Annotated in this window: 19 protein-coding genes; 10 read left to right on the plus strand and 9 right to left on the minus strand. The window is 68.4% G+C overall.

The annotated features are described in order from the left end of the window. The first annotated feature begins 36 nt into the window (after positions 1-36). From leuC to leuB, 6 genes are read left to right on the plus strand one after another with little or no spacing between them, the layout of a single operon-like run. Positions 37-1,461 carry a 3-isopropylmalate dehydratase large subunit gene (gene leuC / locus ACE3T2_RS16160; protein WP_374659167.1) on the plus strand — a complete coding sequence of 475 codons (1,425 nt, stop codon included), beginning with the start codon at positions 37-39 and terminating at the stop codon, positions 1,459-1,461. Further along, a complete protein-coding gene (locus ACE3T2_RS16165; RefSeq protein WP_374659169.1) occupies positions 1,461-2,171 on the plus strand; it encodes a hypothetical protein in 711 nt (236 codons plus the stop codon). The genes leuC and ACE3T2_RS16165 overlap by 1 nt, the downstream gene beginning before the upstream one ends. Then, the gene (locus ACE3T2_RS16170; RefSeq protein WP_374659171.1) at positions 2,168-3,025 is read left to right on the plus strand and encodes a VOC family protein; all 858 of its coding nucleotides are present in this window, start codon (positions 2,168-2,170) and stop codon (positions 3,023-3,025) included. Before ACE3T2_RS16165 ends, ACE3T2_RS16170 begins: the two co-directional genes overlap by 4 nt. Positions 3,026-3,050: 25 nt before the next feature. Then, on the plus strand, positions 3,051-3,662 hold the full coding sequence (gene leuD, locus ACE3T2_RS16175; protein WP_374659173.1) for a 3-isopropylmalate dehydratase small subunit: 612 nt from the start codon (positions 3,051-3,053) through the stop codon (positions 3,660-3,662). Then, the gene (locus ACE3T2_RS16180; protein WP_374659175.1) at positions 3,659-3,961 is read left to right on the plus strand and encodes a putative quinol monooxygenase; all 303 of its coding nucleotides are present in this window, start codon (positions 3,659-3,661) and stop codon (positions 3,959-3,961) included. The genes leuD and ACE3T2_RS16180 overlap by 4 nt, the downstream gene beginning before the upstream one ends. A 27-nt stretch (positions 3,962-3,988) precedes the next feature. Next, positions 3,989-5,041, plus strand: coding sequence for a 3-isopropylmalate dehydrogenase (gene leuB / locus ACE3T2_RS16185; RefSeq protein WP_374659177.1), 1,053 nt, complete (start codon positions 3,989-3,991; stop codon positions 5,039-5,041). Here the strand turns inward: leuB and ACE3T2_RS16190 are convergent. Further along, positions 5,038-5,685: a DUF6134 family protein gene (locus ACE3T2_RS16190; RefSeq protein ID WP_374659179.1), complete on the minus strand. Its 648-nt coding sequence runs from the start codon at positions 5,683-5,685 to the stop codon at positions 5,038-5,040. The genes leuB and ACE3T2_RS16190 overlap by 4 nt on opposite strands. Before the next feature lie 113 nt (positions 5,686-5,798). Between ACE3T2_RS16190 and ACE3T2_RS16195 the strand changes: the two genes are divergently transcribed. Then, positions 5,799-6,128: a DUF6481 family protein gene (locus ACE3T2_RS16195; RefSeq protein ID WP_374659181.1), complete on the plus strand. Its 330-nt coding sequence runs from the start codon at positions 5,799-5,801 to the stop codon at positions 6,126-6,128. A 10-nt stretch (positions 6,129-6,138) separates the two neighbouring features. Here the strand turns inward: ACE3T2_RS16195 and ACE3T2_RS16200 are convergent, their stop codons facing one another. The 3 genes from ACE3T2_RS16200 to ACE3T2_RS16210 are packed head-to-tail and all read right to left on the minus strand — an operon-like array spanning position 6,139 to position 8,859. Further along, entirely contained in the window at positions 6,139-7,407 is a 1,269-nt protein-coding gene (locus ACE3T2_RS16200; RefSeq protein WP_374659183.1) for a sulfatase, read from the minus strand. Between the two features lie 38 nt (positions 7,408-7,445). Then, on the minus strand, positions 7,446-8,366 hold the full coding sequence (locus ACE3T2_RS16205; RefSeq protein ID WP_374659185.1) for a GNAT family N-acetyltransferase: 921 nt from the start codon (positions 8,364-8,366) through the stop codon (positions 7,446-7,448). Between the two features lie 46 nt (positions 8,367-8,412). Next, complete coding sequence (locus ACE3T2_RS16210) at positions 8,413-8,859, minus strand: MarR family winged helix-turn-helix transcriptional regulator (protein WP_374659187.1); 447 nt, start codon at positions 8,857-8,859, stop codon at positions 8,413-8,415. A gap of 80 nt (positions 8,860-8,939) precedes the next feature. On the opposite strand from ACE3T2_RS16210, the gene ACE3T2_RS16215 reads away from it, so the two are divergent. Then, a complete protein-coding gene (locus ACE3T2_RS16215; RefSeq protein WP_374659189.1) occupies positions 8,940-9,926 on the plus strand; it encodes a D-2-hydroxyacid dehydrogenase in 987 nt (328 codons plus the stop codon). Here ACE3T2_RS16215 and ACE3T2_RS16220 read toward each other — a convergent pair. Together ACE3T2_RS16220 and ACE3T2_RS16225 are read right to left on the minus strand one after the other, a co-directional pair. Beyond that, positions 9,923-10,312, minus strand: a complete 390-nt coding sequence (locus ACE3T2_RS16220; protein ID WP_374659191.1) for a PaaI family thioesterase — start codon at positions 10,310-10,312, stop codon at positions 9,923-9,925. The genes ACE3T2_RS16215 and ACE3T2_RS16220 overlap by 4 nt on opposite strands. Positions 10,313-10,330: 18 nt before the next feature. After that, a complete protein-coding gene (locus ACE3T2_RS16225; RefSeq protein ID WP_374659193.1) occupies positions 10,331-10,948 on the minus strand; it encodes a hypothetical protein in 618 nt (205 codons plus the stop codon). Positions 10,949-11,100: 152 nt separating this feature from the next. Here ACE3T2_RS16225 and ACE3T2_RS16230 point away from each other — a divergent pair, with 152 nt between their 5' ends. Next, a complete protein-coding gene (locus ACE3T2_RS16230) occupies positions 11,101-12,132 on the plus strand; it encodes an aspartate-semialdehyde dehydrogenase (protein WP_374659195.1) in 1,032 nt (343 codons plus the stop codon). A gap of 174 nt (positions 12,133-12,306) precedes the next feature. Continuing rightward, positions 12,307-13,224: an EamA family transporter RarD gene (gene rarD / locus ACE3T2_RS16235; protein WP_374659197.1), complete on the plus strand. Its 918-nt coding sequence runs from the start codon at positions 12,307-12,309 to the stop codon at positions 13,222-13,224. 1 nt (position 13,225) lies between these two features. Here the strand turns inward: rarD and ACE3T2_RS16240 are convergent, their stop codons facing one another. The 3 genes from ACE3T2_RS16240 to ahcY form a co-directional block, all read right to left on the minus strand. Then, entirely contained in the window at positions 13,226-14,353 is a 1,128-nt protein-coding gene (locus ACE3T2_RS16240) for a serine hydrolase domain-containing protein (RefSeq protein WP_374659199.1), read from the minus strand. Further along, a complete protein-coding gene (locus ACE3T2_RS16245; RefSeq protein WP_374659201.1) occupies positions 14,350-15,207 on the minus strand; it encodes a PfkB family carbohydrate kinase in 858 nt (285 codons plus the stop codon). The genes ACE3T2_RS16240 and ACE3T2_RS16245 overlap by 4 nt, the downstream gene beginning before the upstream one ends. A gap of 88 nt (positions 15,208-15,295) precedes the next feature. After that, complete coding sequence (ahcY, locus tag ACE3T2_RS16250; protein WP_374659203.1) at positions 15,296-16,687, minus strand: adenosylhomocysteinase; 1,392 nt, start codon at positions 16,685-16,687, stop codon at positions 15,296-15,298. Positions 16,688-16,712 lie beyond the last annotated feature (25 nt).

Raw genomic sequence — 16,712 nt, forward strand, 5'->3', positions numbered from 1 at the left:
TGGACTTTGCACCCCGTCAAGACCTAGATGCCGGCCATGGTTGGCAAGACGCTTTACGACAAGATCTGGGACGCCCACGTCGTCGACGAACAGGACGGCGAGAGCATTATCTATATCGACCTGCACCTCATCCACGAGGTGACGACGCCGCAGGCCTTCGCCGGCCTTCGCGCCAATCACCGGCCGGTGCGCCGGCCCGACCGCACGCTTGCGGTCGCCGACCACAACATTCCCACCGAGGGCCAGGCCAAGGGCGTGGCCGCGGTGGCCGACGACGAGGCGCGTCTGCAGCTTCAGACGCTCGAGCGCAACGTCAAGGACAACGGCATCGAGTTCTTCCCGATGGGCGACATCCGCAACGGGATCGTCCACGTGGTCGGCCCCGAACAGGGCCGCACCCAGCCGGGCATGACCATCGTCTGCGGCGACAGCCATACCTCGACCCACGGCGCCTTCGGGGCCCTGGCCCACGGCATCGGCACGTCCGAAGTCGAACACGTGCTGGCCACCCAGACCCTTCGCCAGAAAAAGGCGAAGAACATGCGCGTCACCGTCGACGGGACCCTGGCGCCGGGCGTCGGCGCCAAGGACATCGCGCTGGCCATCATCGGCGAGATCGGGACCGCCGGCGGCACCGGATACGTCATCGAATACGCCGGCGAGGCGATCCGCGGCCTGTCGATGGAAGGCCGCATGACCCTGTGCAACCTGACCATCGAGGGCGGCGCCCGCGCGGGCCTCGTCGCGCCAGACCAGACCACCTACGACTACATGGCCGGCCGTCCGGCCGCGCCGAAGGGCGGCGCCTGGGAGATGGCGAAGAACTACTGGACGACGCTCTACTCGGACGAGGACGCCGTCTTCGACCGCGAGATCGTGCTCGACGCCGCCAAGATCGCCCCCCTGGTCACCTGGGGTACGTCGCCTGAGGACGTCATCGCCGTCACCGACAGGGTGCCGGCGCCTGAGAGCTTCTCCACGCCGGACAAGCGGGCCTCGGCCGAACGCGCCCTCGACTATATGGGTCTGGCCGCCGGCCAGCCGATCACCGAGGCGAAGATCGACGTGGTCTTCATCGGCTCGTGCACCAACAGCCGCATCGAAGACCTGCGCGAGGCGGCCAAGGTCGTCCAGCACGCCTTCGTCAACGGCAAGCTGGTCGCGCCGCACGTGCGGGCCATGGTCGTGCCGGGCTCGGGCCTGGTGAAGGCCCAGGCCGAAGAGGAAGGCCTGGACGCCATCTTCAAGGCTTCCGGCTTCGACTGGCGCGAGCCTGGCTGCTCGATGTGCCTGGGCATGAACCCGGACCGCCTGGCCCCCGGCGAGCGTTGCGCCTCGACCTCGAACCGCAATTTCGAAGGCCGGCAGGGCCGCGGCGGGCGGACCCATCTGGTCAGCCCGGCCATGGCCGCCGCCGCCGCCATAGCCGGGCATATCGCCGACGTCAGGGATTTCATGTGATGATGAGCGCCCGCACCAGCTTTCTCGTCTGGTGGGGGCTGCCCATCCTTTGCGCCGGACTCGGGGCCGGCGCCGCCGCCTTCGCGGGCCAGGGCGGGATCTTCGGGTCTGGCCCGGGGCAGATCGGCCCGATCATGCTCGCCGTGGGCTATTTCGCCGCCGTCGGCCTGCTCGCCATCATCCTGCGCATCCGCCAGAATCAGGTCGCCCTCGGTGACCGCAACCGGTTCGACAAGCCGGTAGAGGCGGCCATCGTCGCCCTCTGCGCGCCGATCCTGGCCCTCGGCCTCTGGGTGGCCGCCTCCGGCTTCTTCGCCGACTTCGGCCCCAGCCGCACGATCACCGGCAAGCTCAGCAGCATCGATCAGGTCGGCGCCTTCGGTCGCAGCTACGGAATCGACCTCGACCGGACCGGCAAGCCGCTGATCCTGGAGTGCCGCATCCGGCGCAACTGCGGCAGCCCCACTCCGCTGCTGCGCCTGCAGCCCGGCGCGCGGGTCGAAATGCAGATCCTCAAGGGCGAGGTGCTGGGACTGAAGGCCGACGGCAAGGTGCTGGTCGATCCGAACAGCCAGCGCATCTGGCGACTGATGTTCGGCGGGGCGATCCTGCTTCTTCTCGTCCTCTACACGCTCGCCTTCGCCGGCTCCTCCATGCGCCTGCTGTTCGCCGGCGAGGCGGACGAGGGCGAGGCCTGGCGCGGCCGATGATCACGGCCCTCGACCATATCGCCCTGGCGGTCCGCGACCTCGACGCGGCGGTCGACGCCTATGTCCGCCTGCTCGGCCGCGAACCGAACTGGGTCGGCGGAGACGGCGGCGCGCGGCACGCCTGGTTCCAGCTGCCCAACATGGCGCTCGACATCATCGCTCCTCATGGCGAAGGCGCATTCGGCGACACCATCCGCGCCCATCTCGACGGCCACGGCGAGGGGATCTGGGCCATGTCCTTCACCGCCGCCGACATCGAAGCGACCCACGCCCTGCTCGCGCGCCGGGGGATCGCCGGCGCCCCGCCGCGCTCCGTGCGCTCGACCCATGACGACCGGCGCAAGCGCTACTGGACCAGCGCCACGCTCGACCCGGCGACGACCGGGGGCCTCAATCTGCTGCTCGCCGCGCCGCCGCGCGACGGCGTCGCCTGGCCGCAATCGCCTGTGACGGGCCCCGGCGAGGTGACCCGTCTCGACCATGTGGTGGTCCACACACCGAACCCCGACCGCGCGCTCGCCGTCTACGGCGCCAAGCTCGGGCTCGACCTGCGGCTCGACCGTTCGAACCCCGATTGGAAGGTCCGGCAACTTTTCTTCCGCTGCGCCGATAGCGTCGTGGAGTTCGGCGCCAGCCTCGATCGGCAGGTTTCCGACGCCCCGGACCGGTTCGGAGGCCTTGCCTGGCAAGTGGCCGACATCGAGGCCGCCCACGCCCGCATCGCTTCGGCAGGTTTCGACGTTTCCGACGTGAAAACCGGCCGAAAGCCGGGCACCCGCGTCTTCACCGTTCGCGCCGGCGTGGTCTCCGCCCCGGCCCTCATCATCGCGCAGGGCGAGCGGCCCTCGACCTGAACCGATCCTCTGCTAAAGACCAAGCATGCAAGCCTTTACCCGCCTCGACGCCAAGATCGCCCCGCTGCCGCTGGCGAACATCGACACCGACCAGATCATCCCCAAGCAGTTCCTCAAGACGGTGGAGCGCGAGGGCCTGGGCCGCGGCCTGTTCTACGACTTCCGCTTCGATGAAAACGGCAAGGAAAAGAACGATTTCGTCCTGAACCGGCCTGAGTACAAGGGCGCCGGCGTGCTGGTCGCCGGCGACAATTTCGGCTGCGGCTCCTCGCGCGAGCACGCGCCCTGGGCGCTGATGGACTTTGGCATCAGCTGCGTGATCTCCACGAGCTTCGCGGACATTTTCTACAACAACTGCTTCCAGAACGGCTTGCTGCCAGTAGTTCTGAAACCCGAGGAAGTTCAGGATCTTATGGACGAGGCCAAGGGCGGCAACCACATGGTGACCGTCGACCTCGAAGCCCAGACCGTGGTCTCGCCTTCGGGCAAGACCTTCGCCTTCCAGATCGATCCGTCCCGCAAGGACAAGATGCTCAAGGGCCTGGACGCCATCGGCGAGACCCTGCAGGCCGCCCCGTCCATCGACGTCTTCGAAGCCAAGCGGGCGATCAGCCAGCCCTGGCTGGAGCGGGCGTGACCCTGATCATCGCCGGGACGGTGCGGGTGCCGCCGGAAAACCTGGCGGCCTTCCGTCCGCACATGGCGGCCATGCTGGACGCCAGCCGCGCCGAGGATGGCTGCCTGGAATATTCCTATGCCGAGGACGTGCTGGACGCCGGCCTGATCCGGGTGTTCGAAGCTTGGCGCGACCAGGCCGCGCTCGATGCGCATTTCAAAACCGAACATATGGCGACATGGCGCAGCCATTGGCCGCGGTTCGGGGTTTCCGATCGCCGCCTATTCGCCTACGAGGTCGCCTCCGAACGCCAACTCTAGGCGCGTGATCTCAACGGGGGTTTCGACATGACTGACCTGCTGCTCCTGCCCGGCGACGGCATCGGCCCGGAAGTGACGGCGCAGGTCCGACGCGTCGCCGAGGCGCTCACCCCGGATCTGGTCATCGAGGAACGCCTGTTCGGCGGCGCGAGCTACGACGCCCACGGCCTGCCGCTGACCGACGAGACCCTGGCCGCCGCCAAGGCCGCCACGGCGGTGCTGATGGGCGCGGTCGGCGGCCCGAAGTGGGTCGACGCTCCGCGCGACAAGCGCCCGGAAGCGGGTCTGCTGAACCTGCGCGCCGGCATGGAGGTGTTCGCCAACCTGCGCCCGGCCCTCTGCTTCAACGCCCTGGCCGACGCCTCCAGCCTCAAGCGCGAGCTGGTCCAGGGGCTGGACTTCATGATCGTCCGCGAGTTGACCGGCGGGATCTATTTCGGTTCGCCGCGCTTCATCGAGGACCTGCCGGAAGGCGGCAAGCGCGCCGTCGACACCCAGGTCTATACGACCGCCGAGATCGAGCGCGTCGCCCGCGTCGCCTTCGAGCTGGCCCGCGGCCGTCGCAACAAGGTCCATTCGGCCGAGAAGTCGAACGTGATGGACTCTGGTCTTCTGTGGCGCGAGGTCGTCAGCGACCTGCACAAGCGTGAGTTCGCCGATGTCGAGCTCGAGCATATCCTGGCTGACAACGCGGCCATGCAGATCGTCAAGAACCCCAAGCAGTTCGACGTGATGGTCACCGACAACCTGTTCGGCGACATCCTCTCCGACGCCGCGGCCCAGCTGACCGGCTCGCTCGGCATGCTGCCGTCCGCGGCCCTGGGCGCGCCGGGCAAGCCCGGGCTCTACGAACCGATCCACGGCTCGGCCCCGGACATCGCCGGCCAGAACCTCGCCAACCCGCTGGCGGCGATCCTGTCGCTGGAGATGGCCCTGCGCTGGTCGCTCGGACGGCCGGAAGCGGCCGACAAGCTCTACGCCGGCGTAATCAAGGCGCTGGAGGACGGCGCGCGCACCCGAGACCTGGGCGGGACGCTGACCACCGTCCAGATGGGCGATGCGGTGCTGGCCGCGCTCTAGAGCCGCCGATATTCGATCTGGGAGCCGTCCTCGAGGCGGCCCTTGAGGGCGGCCCAGGCGCCGCCCTCGTCGTACCAGTTGTCGATCTGATGCTCTCCGCGCAGGCTCCAGCGCTGAGCCGATATCGTTCGGCCGTCGGCCAACACGACGGCCTCGACGGCGCCGCGGCGTGCAATCAGCGACAGCAGCTTGCCCTCCTGAGGATTGAACAGCGGTCCCGGCAGGACGGCCCGGTTCCAGTGGGTCAGAGGCGCCGCCTGGGGCGGCGCGGAGACCCTGCCCGCCGGACCGTCGATCATGACGCCGCCCGCCGTGCGGCGCGCCATCACCTTGATGATCCTTCCGTTGCCGTTCGTGGTGGTCTGGAGACTGGCGAAGCGGCCCCGGGACCAGCGCTCCTCGGCGGAATGACGGTAGCGATAGACGGGGACCGGCCCCAGCCGCACCAGCATTTCGACATCCGTACGCACGGTCTCCTCGCCCGGCGCGCCCGAGAACGTCATGGCGTGCCGACCGATCTTCGCGCCGTTTCGGTAGACCTCGAAGGTCAGCTTCTGCGCCGCGGGCGCCTGCGCCGAGGCCTCAGGCGCCGGAAGCAGCACGGCCGCTCCGGCCAGGATGCATCTGCGGGACAGAGAATGCATGCTTCCCTCCTCCCCGATGTACGGCCGCGCACCCGCGACGGATCATGCGCGGCGAACAAACGCAGCATCCCCCGATTGCAATTTTCCGCAGGATAGGACATGGGGACGCCCGCATGAGCTATTTGAAGCATAACTCCTTCCAAGACCGCGCGTCCGCGTCCCTCGAAGCCAAAAAGGCCCTTCTGGCCAAGATGAAGGTGAAGCCCACCGTCACGGCCCCCGAAGGACCCGACCGCGCCGCCATCAAAGCCGCCGAACTGGCCGAACTGCGCGCCAAGCGTGAAGCCGAACGGGCTGAACGCCGCCGCATCCAGGCCGAGGCCGACGCCGTACGGCGCGAGATCGAAGCGTTCAACGCCGAGACCGCCGAGCTGGAGCTCCGCGCCGCCCAGAAGGCCGCGCGGGACGCCCGCTACGCCGCGCGCAAGCAGCGTCGGAAATAGGACCCTTCCGCTAGTCCGGGTGGTCGGCCGCCGAGGCCGGCGCCACGTGCGGCGGGAACGCGTCCGCCATCGGTTCGTACCTGGCCCTGGCCCGCTCCAGGCGCGTGCGCATGTCCGCCGCGTCGCCCGGGAAGTTGCGCGCCATGCTGTAGTTCTCGCCCGGGTCCACCTGCATGTCGAACAGCAACGGATAGCGGTCCAGCGGGATGTCGTAGACCCGGTAATAGGACCGCGCGACGTACTTCCAGCGCCGCGTGCGGATCGCCGCGACCTGGTTGTTGTTGAACAGCACGATCTCCTCGTGCGGCGAGGCTGCGCCGTCCTTCAGCACGCCTGAGATGTCGCGCCCGTCCAGCTCGCGGTCCTCGACGGGCGGCAGGCCGGCCATGGCGCGCAGGGTCGGCAGCAGGTCGAGATTGCTGGCCAGTTCCGAGCTTTCCGTCCCGGCCGGCAGGGTTCCCGGCTGGCGGGCGATGAACGGTACGCGGAAACCACCGTCCCAGGCCGAGCCGCCCTTGCGGTCGCGGAACGGGCCGGACGAGCCCTCGAACCAGGGCCCGTTGTCCGAGGTGAAGACGACCATGGTGTCCTCGTCCAGGCCGAGCGCCTTCAGCTTCTCCAGCAGCCGCCCGACATTGAGGTCGATCTCCTCGACCACCTCGCCGTAGTCGCCGCCGGGCGATCCGGTCAGGTCGTCGGGATTCGGCTTCAGCGGAATGTGCGGCGCAGTCAACGCCAGCAGGACGAAGAACGGCCGCTCGCGGTTCTGCTCGGCGAAGGCGGCGGTCTGCTCGAAGAACCACTGGGTGAGCTTGGTGAAGTCCGCCTTGCTCTCGGTCATCGGCGCGGTGGCGTTGTCGTAGAGCGCCAGGGGCTTCATGTCGTGGCTGTAGGGCAGGCCGTAAAAGCGCTCGAACCCGTAGACCATTGGCGGCCAGTGGGGGGCGACATGGCCGAGGTGCCACTTGCCGATCAAGGCGCTGGCGTAGTCCGGCCCCAGAGCCGTGGGAATGGTGAGGGCGTCCGGGGGCAGTCCCTTGGTGTCGGCCGGCTGCAGCACCTCGTGCGCCAGGCCGTTGCGGATCGCGTACTGGCCGGTCAGCAGGCCCGCCCGCGAGGGGGTGCAGACATTGGCCGAGGCGTAGAAGTCGGTCAGCCGCACGCCCTCGGCGGCCATGCGGTCGAGATTGGGGGTGCGGATGACCTTGCCGCCGTCGCAGCCAAGGTCGCCGTAGCCGAGATCGTCGGCCAGAATGACAATGAAATTGGGTTTGCGCATGGGCGCGATCCTAGAGCCGCCGACAGCGTTGTCACCGGCTATAGTTGCAGCACCCAGGTTTCGCTGATCAGCCCCTTGGCCACCGTCTCATCCGGGCGGCTCTCGACCAGTACGAACCCCGCGCCGGCGTAGATGCCGCGGGCGGCGGTCAGGATGCTCTGGGTCCAGAGGGTGATCTCGCTATAGCCGGCGGCGCGCGCGAAGGCGACGCACTCGGCCACCAGACGCTTGCCGAGTCCCAGGCCCCGCGCCGCGGGTTCGATCAGCAGCAGCCGCAGCTTGGCCTGGCCCGGCAGGTCGCCCCGCACCAGGAAGATCGAACCCAGGGGTTCGCCGTCCCGCTCCGCGATCCAGCAACGCTCGCGCGCGGCATCGAAGTTCTGAACGAAGTCGGCGGCGATATGGGCGACCAGCGCCTCGAACCGCTCGTCCCAGCCGTATTCGCGCGCGTAGAGCACGCCGTGACGGTGGACCACCCAACCGATGTCGCCGGGCCGATGTTGGCGCAGGATCACCTTCCCGGGCGGCGGGGCGCCTAGCAGGTTCTCGATCTCCGCCATCGCGCCGGTCAGCTTGGCTTTCTGCACCGTCGTCAGCGGCGCGATCAGCCTCTCGACGGCGCCCTGCGCGGCGGTGAGCCAGCTGTTGTAAGTATGGATGCCCTCCGAGGTCAGCCATACCGAGACGCTGCGGCGGTCGTGGGCCGCGGTCTGGCGCTGCATCAGCCCCTGCCGCTCGAAGCGCTTCAGCACCCGGCTGAGATAGCCGGCGTCCATGCCGCTGGCGGCGGCCAGGGCCTTGGGGGTGATCCCTCCCGGCGCCTGGGCGACCTCGTAGAGCACCCGCATCTCGGCCAGATTATAGGGGGATCCGAGGTGCGCCTCGTCCAGCGCGCCGATGGCGCCGGTGTAGAAGCGGTTGAAGCGGCGAACGGCGGAAACCGGGTCTCTGGGCAGCATGGATCACCTCTCCGCAGAGGGTTTTCCGGATAATTGACTGAGTCAACTATCGCTTTTTGAGACTCGACCGGCGGCTCATCAGCTCCAGCAGTTCGGTAGCTACGGCAAGCCAGGCGGGGGTCAGCCCCTCGGCCATGGCTTCGGCCCACAAACCCTTTCGCCGCAAGGCCTGGCCATGGGCTTCGCGGCCCTCTTCCGTGAGCCCGAGGAGGTGTGCGCGACGGTGATCCGGGTTGTCGGACCACGCCGCCAGACCGCGCTCGACCAGGTCGTCGGCCAGCCTCTGCACCGCCTGTCGGCTGAGCCCGAGACTGCGAGCGATCTGAGGGGTCGTGCGGGCGGCGCCAGCCGCCTCCAGCACGCCCGCGACACGCATCCGGGCGCTGCTGAAACCGGTGTCGGCGAGCAGGCGGTCCTCGATCTCGGCGAAGCGGCCGGCGGCCATGTCGACGGCCTCGACCAGCCGTAGGACGGCGTCGGCGGAGGGATTCATGGAAATAGATTGCCTTTATAGCAATATATTGTCAATTGTCGCAACGTTGCGACGGCGGGATCGGACGCTAAGGTTCGAGCATGCAAACGCTCCTGCTCCGCGCCTCCTACGACCGCATCGCCGATCGACTGGCGTCGATGTCTTACGACCTCGACGTGCTGGTGCTGGAGCCCGACGGCGGCGTGACCCGCAAGGGCGCCCCGGTCCGCGACGACGAGGTGCGGCCTGATGTATGGTGGCTGAGCCTCGACGCCTTCGGCCGCAATGGCGGCGACTATTTCGCGCGGCTGGCCGCCTCGCCGCACGCCAGGTGGGTGCAGACCGCGTTCGCAGGGCTCGACAACGCGATGTTCAAACCGCTCGCGCGCGAGGGTCTCGTCGTGACCAATTCCAGCGCCCAGGCGCCGGCCATCGCCGAGTATGTGACCATTCACGCCCTCAGCCTGCTGCACCCCATCGAGCGGCAGGCCGCCCACCAGCGGGCGCGCGAGTGGACGCCGGTCAACTTCCGCGAGGTCGGCCAGACTCGCTGGCTGATCGTCGGCTTCGGCAATATCGGCCGCGAGATCGCCACCCGCGCCAAGGCGTTCGGCGCCCAGGTCGAGGCGGTGCGGCGTTCACCGTCGGCCGAAGGCCTGGCCGATCATGTCAGCACCTTGGCGGAGTTGCCCCAGCGCCTTCCTCACGCCGACGTGGTGATCCTGGCCTGCGCGCTGAACGACGAGACGCGCGACCTGGCCGGCGAGGCTTTCTTCGCGGCGATGAAGCCGGGAGCGATCCTGGTCAATATCGGCCGCGGAGGCCTGGTCGACGAGGACGCCCTGCGTGCGGGCCTCGACCGAGACCAGCCTGCCCATGCCGTGCTCGACGTGTTCAAGACCGAGCCGCTGCCGGCCGACTCCTGGTTCTGGGACCATCCGAAAGTCCGGGTGACGCCCCACGCCTCCAACCGCGGCGCCCTGACCGGCGCGCGCGGCGAGCAGCTCTTCCTCGACAATCTGGGCCGCTACCTCGCCGGGGCGCCGCTGATCAACCCGACACGCCCGCAGGACATCGGCGCGGGCTAGGCCTCGACGGTCATCTGCGTCTGTAGCACCAGGGCCAGCAGCTTGCCGTCCTCATTGGTGATGCGGGTCTGCCAGACGCTGGAACGGCGGCCGATGTGCAGGGGCGTGGCCTCGCCGGTCACGGTCGTTCCGACCTTGGCCGAGCCCAGGAAGTTGGTCTTGGATTCCAAGGTCGTGGTGCGTGCGCCCGGCGGCAGGTTCAGGAACCCGCCCACCGCGCCCAGGGCGTCGGCGAAGGCCATGAAGGCCCCGCCGTGCAGGATGCCGCCGGCGGTGCAGAGGTCCTCGCGCACGCTCAGCCGCCCGACGACCCGCGCCTTGTCCCGCTCGACGATCTCGACCCCCATGAGGTCGGAAAACGGCATCCCGGTCTGCGTCGCGGTCATCGGCGGCTCCTAGCTTGCTCAGGCGCCAGATGTGGTTCCTGCCTTAGTCGGGTCAATGACCTCCGGGGTAGCGGTCTCGGCGGTCTGGGCGGTCTCGACCGGCGCCGGTTCTTCCTCCTCCGGCTTGGGCGCGAAGAGCGACGTCAGCTCGGCTAAGGTGACCTTGCCGTCACCGTCGGCGTCCAGCCGCTCGAACAGCTTCTCGGCGCGGGACGCCCGGCCGGGGGCCTCGCCGGACTTGCCCGGCAGCGCCGATTTCAGTTCGTCGAGGCTGAAGGCGTCGTCGCCGTCGGCGTCCAGGCGTTCGACGATCTTGCCGGCGAGATCCTCCATCGCCGCCTGCGCCTTGACCAGCGCGTCCAGCGTCTCGGCGCCGAACTGCTTGTCGGGTCCGCCCTGCGGACGCAGCTTCCGCCCGGCGGAATTTTCCAGGGCGGAAAAAAGCGCCTGGGGCGACCGGGGGGCGCCGCCGCCCGCCGTGGCGGCCGCGACATCCTGCGCGGCCGAGGCGCCGCCCACGCCAGCGGCAGACCTTTTCTTCGATTTATCAGTCGCTTGCCCTGCCTGCGTGGTGGAATTCTCCATCAGCTGGGCGGCGAGCGAACGAAGTTTGGACGGATCGTGCGTGACGTGCATGGCGCTCCTCCCTGTCAGGGGTCCGCCGCAATCTCGCAACCGCCGTGCCAGCGCCCCGCGCTTCTGACGCCGCGCACGGAACCGCTCGCCTTGCGCACGGGAACCACAGGGCGTAACGGGACGCTCCGCTGCAGGAATTGAAGGAGACCGCCATGGGCTATCGGGTGGCCGTGGTCGGCGCCACAGGCAATGTGGGCCGTGAAATGCTGAACATCCTCGAGGAAGTCGAATTCCCCGTGGCCAAGATTCACGCGCTCGCCAGCCGCAAGTCGATCGGGGTCGAGGTCTCGTTCGGCGAGCAGATCCTCAAGTGCGAAGACGTCGAGCAGTTCGACTTTTCCAGCGTCGACGTGGTGCTGATGAGCGTCTCGGGTTCGTTCTCGAAGGAATGGTCGCCGAAGATCGGCGCCGCCGGCCCGATCGTCATCGACAACTCCTCGGCCTGGCGCATGGACCCCGACGTGCCGCTGATCGTGCCGGAGGTGAACCCCGACGACGTCGCCTATGCCGGCAAGAAGAACATCATCGCCAACCCGAACTGCTCGACCGCCCAGCTGGTGGTGGCGCTGAAGCCGCTGCACGACCGCGCGCGGATCAAGCGGGTGGTGGTCTCGACCTACCAGTCGGTGTCCGGCGCCGGCAAGGAAGGCATGGACGAGCTTTGGGACCAGACCAAGGGCGTCTTCGTCCTCGGCGCGCCCGAGCCCAAGAAGTTCCCCAAGCAGATCGCCTTCAACGTCATCCCCTTCATCGGGTCGTTCAACGACGACGGCTACACCGACGAAGAAGCCAAGATGTGGAACGAGACCCACAAGATGATCGACCCGTCGATCCAGCTCACCGTCACTTGCGTGCGGGTGCCGGTGATGGTCGGCCACTCCGAGGCGGTGAACATCGAGTTCCACGACCCGCTGGACGAGGACGAGGCGCGCGACATCCTGCGCGAGAGCCCTGGCCTGATCGTCATCGATCAGCGCAACGACAAGGGCTACATCACGCCCAAGGAAGCCCAGGGCGAGTTCCCTGTCTTCGTGTCGCGCATCCGCAAGGACCCCACCGTCGAGAACGGCCTGAACCTGTGGGTCGTGGCCGACAACCTGCGCAAGGGCGCGGCGCTGAACGCGGTGCAGATCGCCCAACTGCTGCACGAGCGCGGCCTCCTGAAGAGCAAGACCGCGGCCTGACGGACGCCGCCGTTCGTCCCGGCGAAAGCCGGGGCGGGCGGAAGGGCGAAGGCAGGTCCGAACATCGCCAGAGTTTCGCCGAAAAGGGCTTGTCCGAAAGCACCGTCGGCATAGGTAAGGGAACCGCGCGTCGCGCGGGCGACCCCACGCACCCCTGACCTCGAAAGGCCAGCCATGGCCAAGGACGCTTCCGCGCCGATCAGCGGCCAGATCAACGGCTCGGCGCTCGCCGTCGGCGCCGGCTGCTACTTCATCTGGGGCCTGGTGCCGCTGGCCTTCCAGGTGATGGGCAGGATCGGCGTCGGCGCCTGGGAGATCCTGGCCCACCGCACGCTCTGGGCCGTGCCGACCGCCTTCCTGTTCGTCGTGCTGGCGCGCCAGACCCAGGACCTGGGACGCGTGCTGCGCGACCGGCGCACCCTGGCCTGGCTGGTGCTCTCGGCCGGCGTCATCGCGATCAACTGGCTGGTCTTCATCTGGGCGGTGAACAACGGCCGGGTGCTGGAGACCAGCCTCGGCTACTTCATCAATCCGCTGATGGCCATGGCGGCCGGGGCGATCATCTTCCGTGAGCGGCTCGACGCCATCGGCAAGGGGGCGATCGCGCTGGCCGGCGTCGGGGTGGTGATCCAGGCCTTCGCCCTGGGCCACGTGCCGATCGTCTCGCTCACGCTCGCCACCAGCTTCTGCGCCTACGGCGTCATCCGCAAGCGGGTGGCGGCCGAGGCCCAGACCGGCCTCTTCGTCGAGTGCCTGATCCTGGCCCTGCCCGGCGTGTTCCTGATCGGCTGGCTGGAAAGCCGCGGCCAGGGCCACTTCACCGCCGGCCCGTCGCCCGCGCTCTGGCTGCTGGCCTGCGGCCCGATGACCGCCCTGCCGCTGATGATGTTCTCGTGGGCGGCGCGGCGCATCCCCTTCTCGGCCATGGGCTTCCTGCAGTTCATCGCCCCCAGCATGACCTTCGTCATGGGCGTCCTGCAGGGAGAACCGTTCACCCCCCTGCGCGGCGTCTCGTTCGCCTTCATCTGGGGCGGGGCTGCTGTGTTCGCCTTCGGCGCGTGGCGGCGCAGCCGGACGCTGGCGGCGGCCTAGGTCAGAGCGCGGCGTAGGCCGCTTCGATCAGCCGCCTGGCGCGCGCATCGCCGATCAGGTCGGTCGACTGCTTGTTCATCACATAAGCCCCGGCGAGGCCCGTTTCGGGATCTGCAAAGGCGCAGGAGCCGCCCCAGCCGGAATGGCCGAAGGTCGCTTCGCCCGGCCCCCAGACCTTTACCGGGGCGTTACGCATGAAGCCCGCGCCCCAGCTCATCACGAAGGGAAGAACCAGGTCCCGGCCATGGATGCGCTCGCGGCTGGCCTCGGCGATCAGGGACGGCGACAGGATGGTCTCGCCGTCCAGCCAGCCGCCATTGGCCAGCGCTCCCATCAGCCGCGCCAGGGCCTGGGCGGTCGCATGGCCATTGGCCGAGGGGATTTCGATCCGCCGCCACTCGGCCTGGCCGCGGCCGGCCGGCGAGGACCAAGGCGTCAGGAAGGCGGCCTTGGTCGCGGCGTTCACCTCGCCGAAGTTCGGCAGGCCGTTCGGGCGCTGCAGATCGGCGACGCGGCCGTGCTGGGCGTCCGGCAGGCCGATCCAGAGATCGAGGTCCAGCGGGCCGGCCAAATCCTCGCGCAGGGCCGTTCCCATGGTCCGCCCATCCACGCGGCGGAAAATTTCGCCGGCCAGATAGCCAAAGGTGATCGGGTGATAGCCGCTGGCGCTGCCGGGCGGCCACAGCGGGGCCATGGCGGCGAGCTTCTCGCAAATGGCGTCCCAATCGAACCACAGAGCCGGGTCCATCTCGTCGGGAAAGCCCGACAGGCCTTCCTGGTGGCTCATCACCTGTTCGACAGTGATGTCCTGCTTCCCGGCCTGTCCGAATTCCGGCCACACCTCGGCGACGCGCTGGCCGTAGTCGAGCTTTCCGGCGTCCACCAGCCGCGCGATCAGCAGCGCGGCCACCGCCTTGGTGGTCGAGAACACGGCCGTCAGCGTCCGGTCATCGAAGGCCCGCGTGCGCTGACGGTCGGCGAAACCAGCCCAGAGATCGACCACGACCTCGCCGGCCTGCACCAGACAGAAACGCGCGCCCAGTTCCTCGCCGCTCTCGAAATTGGCCTCGAAGGCGGCGCGGACGCCGGCGAAGCGCTCGGCGCAGACGCCGTGGATCTGGGGGGTCACGTCAGGCGCTCCAATCGCACGCTGGGGGAAGCCGCCTTCAGCCGCTGGGCCATGGCGACGATGGGAAGTTCGGCGCTCCTGGCGCCCTGGGCCGCGGCCACGATCTCGGCCACCCCGCCGACCGCCCGACCCAGCGCATAGGAGGGGGTGAGGCCGTCCAGAAGGGCCGCCCCGAACAGCGCGCTCAGCAGGTCGCCTGTGCCCTTGGGCGCGGCCGGCTGGCGCGGATGAGCCGCGAGCCAGGCTTCGGGCCCGTCGACATAGATCACGCCGATCTCCTTGCCGCGGACGACGGACGACACCAAGGCCGGCTTTCCCAGCCGGCGCGCGGCGACCAGCGCCTCGTCGACATTGCGCACGTCCTCGCCGGTCAGATACGACAGCTCCCAGAGGTTGGGCGCCACGATATCGGCGCGCGGGACCAGATTCTCGACCACCGCCTGCGCCACATCGGTCGGCACATAGAGACCCTTGCCGGCGTCGCCCAGGGTGGGATCGACGATCACCACCGGCTGGCGGGCGGCCTCGCCGCCATAGCCTTTGCGCTTGGCGCCGCGAACGGCGTCGATCGCCTGGGCGGCGGCCGCCACCTGTTCGGGAAAGGCGAAATAGCCGGTCAGCACCAGATCTGTCTGGCCGAACAGCTTGTTGGCCTCGATGCCGGCCAGCATGCCTTCGATCACAGCCGGCTCGACCTTGGCGCCGCCGGGCGGCCCCCAGCCGGGATGGCGGCCATAGAGCACGGTCGGCACCACCATGGCGTCGATCTTGAAGGCGGAAAGGGCGCTGGCCTGGGCGGTCCCGCCGACATGACTGGCGGCGACGTGGCTGGACATGATCAGCGCGAGCGGCATGGCGAACTTGCTTAGCCGAGCCCCGAAGGCGGGGCCACCAAAGAACGTCGCCCCCGGCCTTTCGGCCGAGGGCGATGCTGGAGAGATCCTAGTAGCGGTAGTGGTCCGGCTTGAACGGTCCGGCCTGCGGCACGCCGATATAGTCGGCTTGGTCCTTGGAGAGGGTCGTGAGCTTGGCGCCCAGCTTCTCCAGGTGGAGGAAGGCGACCTTCTCGTCGAGATGCTTGGGCAGAGTGTAGACCTTGGTCTCGTACTTGGCCTTGTTGGTCCACAGCTCGATCTGCGCCAGGGTCTGGTTGGTGAACGAGGCGCTCATCACGAAGCTCGGGTGGCCGGTGGCGTTGCCGAGGTTCACCAGGCGGCCTTCCGACAGCACGATGATCTTCTTGCCGTCCGGGAATTCCACGTGGTGGACCTGCGGCTTGATCTCGTCCCACTTGAAGTTGCGCAGGCCCGCGATCTGAATTTCGGAGTCGAAGTGGCCGATGTTGCAGACGATGGCGTTGTTGCGCATCCGACGCATGTGGTCGACCGTCAGGACGTCCTTGTTGCCAGTGGCGGTGACGAAGATGTCGGCCTTGTCGGCGACATCGTCCATGGTCTGGACTTCATAGCCTTCCATGGCCGCCTGCAGGGCGCAGATCGGGTCGATCTCGGTGACGATCACGCGAGCGCCGCCGTTGCGGAGCGAAGCGGCCGAGCCCTTGCCCACGTCTCCATAGCCCAGCACCACCGCGACCTTGCCCGACAGCATGACGTCGGTGCCGCGGCGGATGGCGTCCACCAGGCTCTCACGGCAGCCGTAGAGGTTGTCGAACTTCGACTTGGTGACGCTGTCGTTGACGTTGATCGCCGGGAACGGCAGCTCGCCGCGTTCGGCCATCTGGTACAGGCGGTGCACGCCCGTGGTGGTTTCCTCAGACACGCCGCCGATAGAGTCGCGGATGGCCGAGTAGAAGCCCGGCTTTTCCTTCAGGTAGCGCTTCATCACCGTGTAGAGCGCTTCTTCTTCCTCGTTCTGCGGGTTGTTCAGGACCGACGGGTCCTTCTCGGCCTTCGGGCCGAGCACGCAGAGCAGGGTGGCGTCGCCGCCGTCGTCGAGGATCAGGTTCGGATAGCCGCCATCGGCCCATTCGAAGATCCGGTGGGCGTATTCCCAGTACTCGACCAGGTTCTCGCCCTTGATCGCGAAGACCGGCGTGCCGTTGGCGGCGATCGCCGCAGCGGCGTGGTCCTGGGTGGAGAAGATGTTGCACGAGGCCCAGCGCACCTCGGCGCCGAGCGCTTCCAGCGTCTGGATCAGCACGGCGGTCTGGATGGTCATGTGGAGGGAGCCGGCGATGCGGGCGCCCTTCAGCGGCTGGTCCTTGCCGAACTCGGCGCGCACGGCCATCAGGCCGGGCATCTCGGTCTCGGCGATGGCGATTTCCTTGCGGCCGAAGTCGGCCAGGGCGATGTCTTTCACGACATAGTCGGTCATCGTGCGGTCCTGTGGGAGAGTGTGT

The organism is Phenylobacterium sp., from assembly GCF_041919955.1.
Classification (GTDB): Bacteria; Pseudomonadota; Alphaproteobacteria; order Caulobacterales; family Caulobacteraceae; genus Phenylobacterium.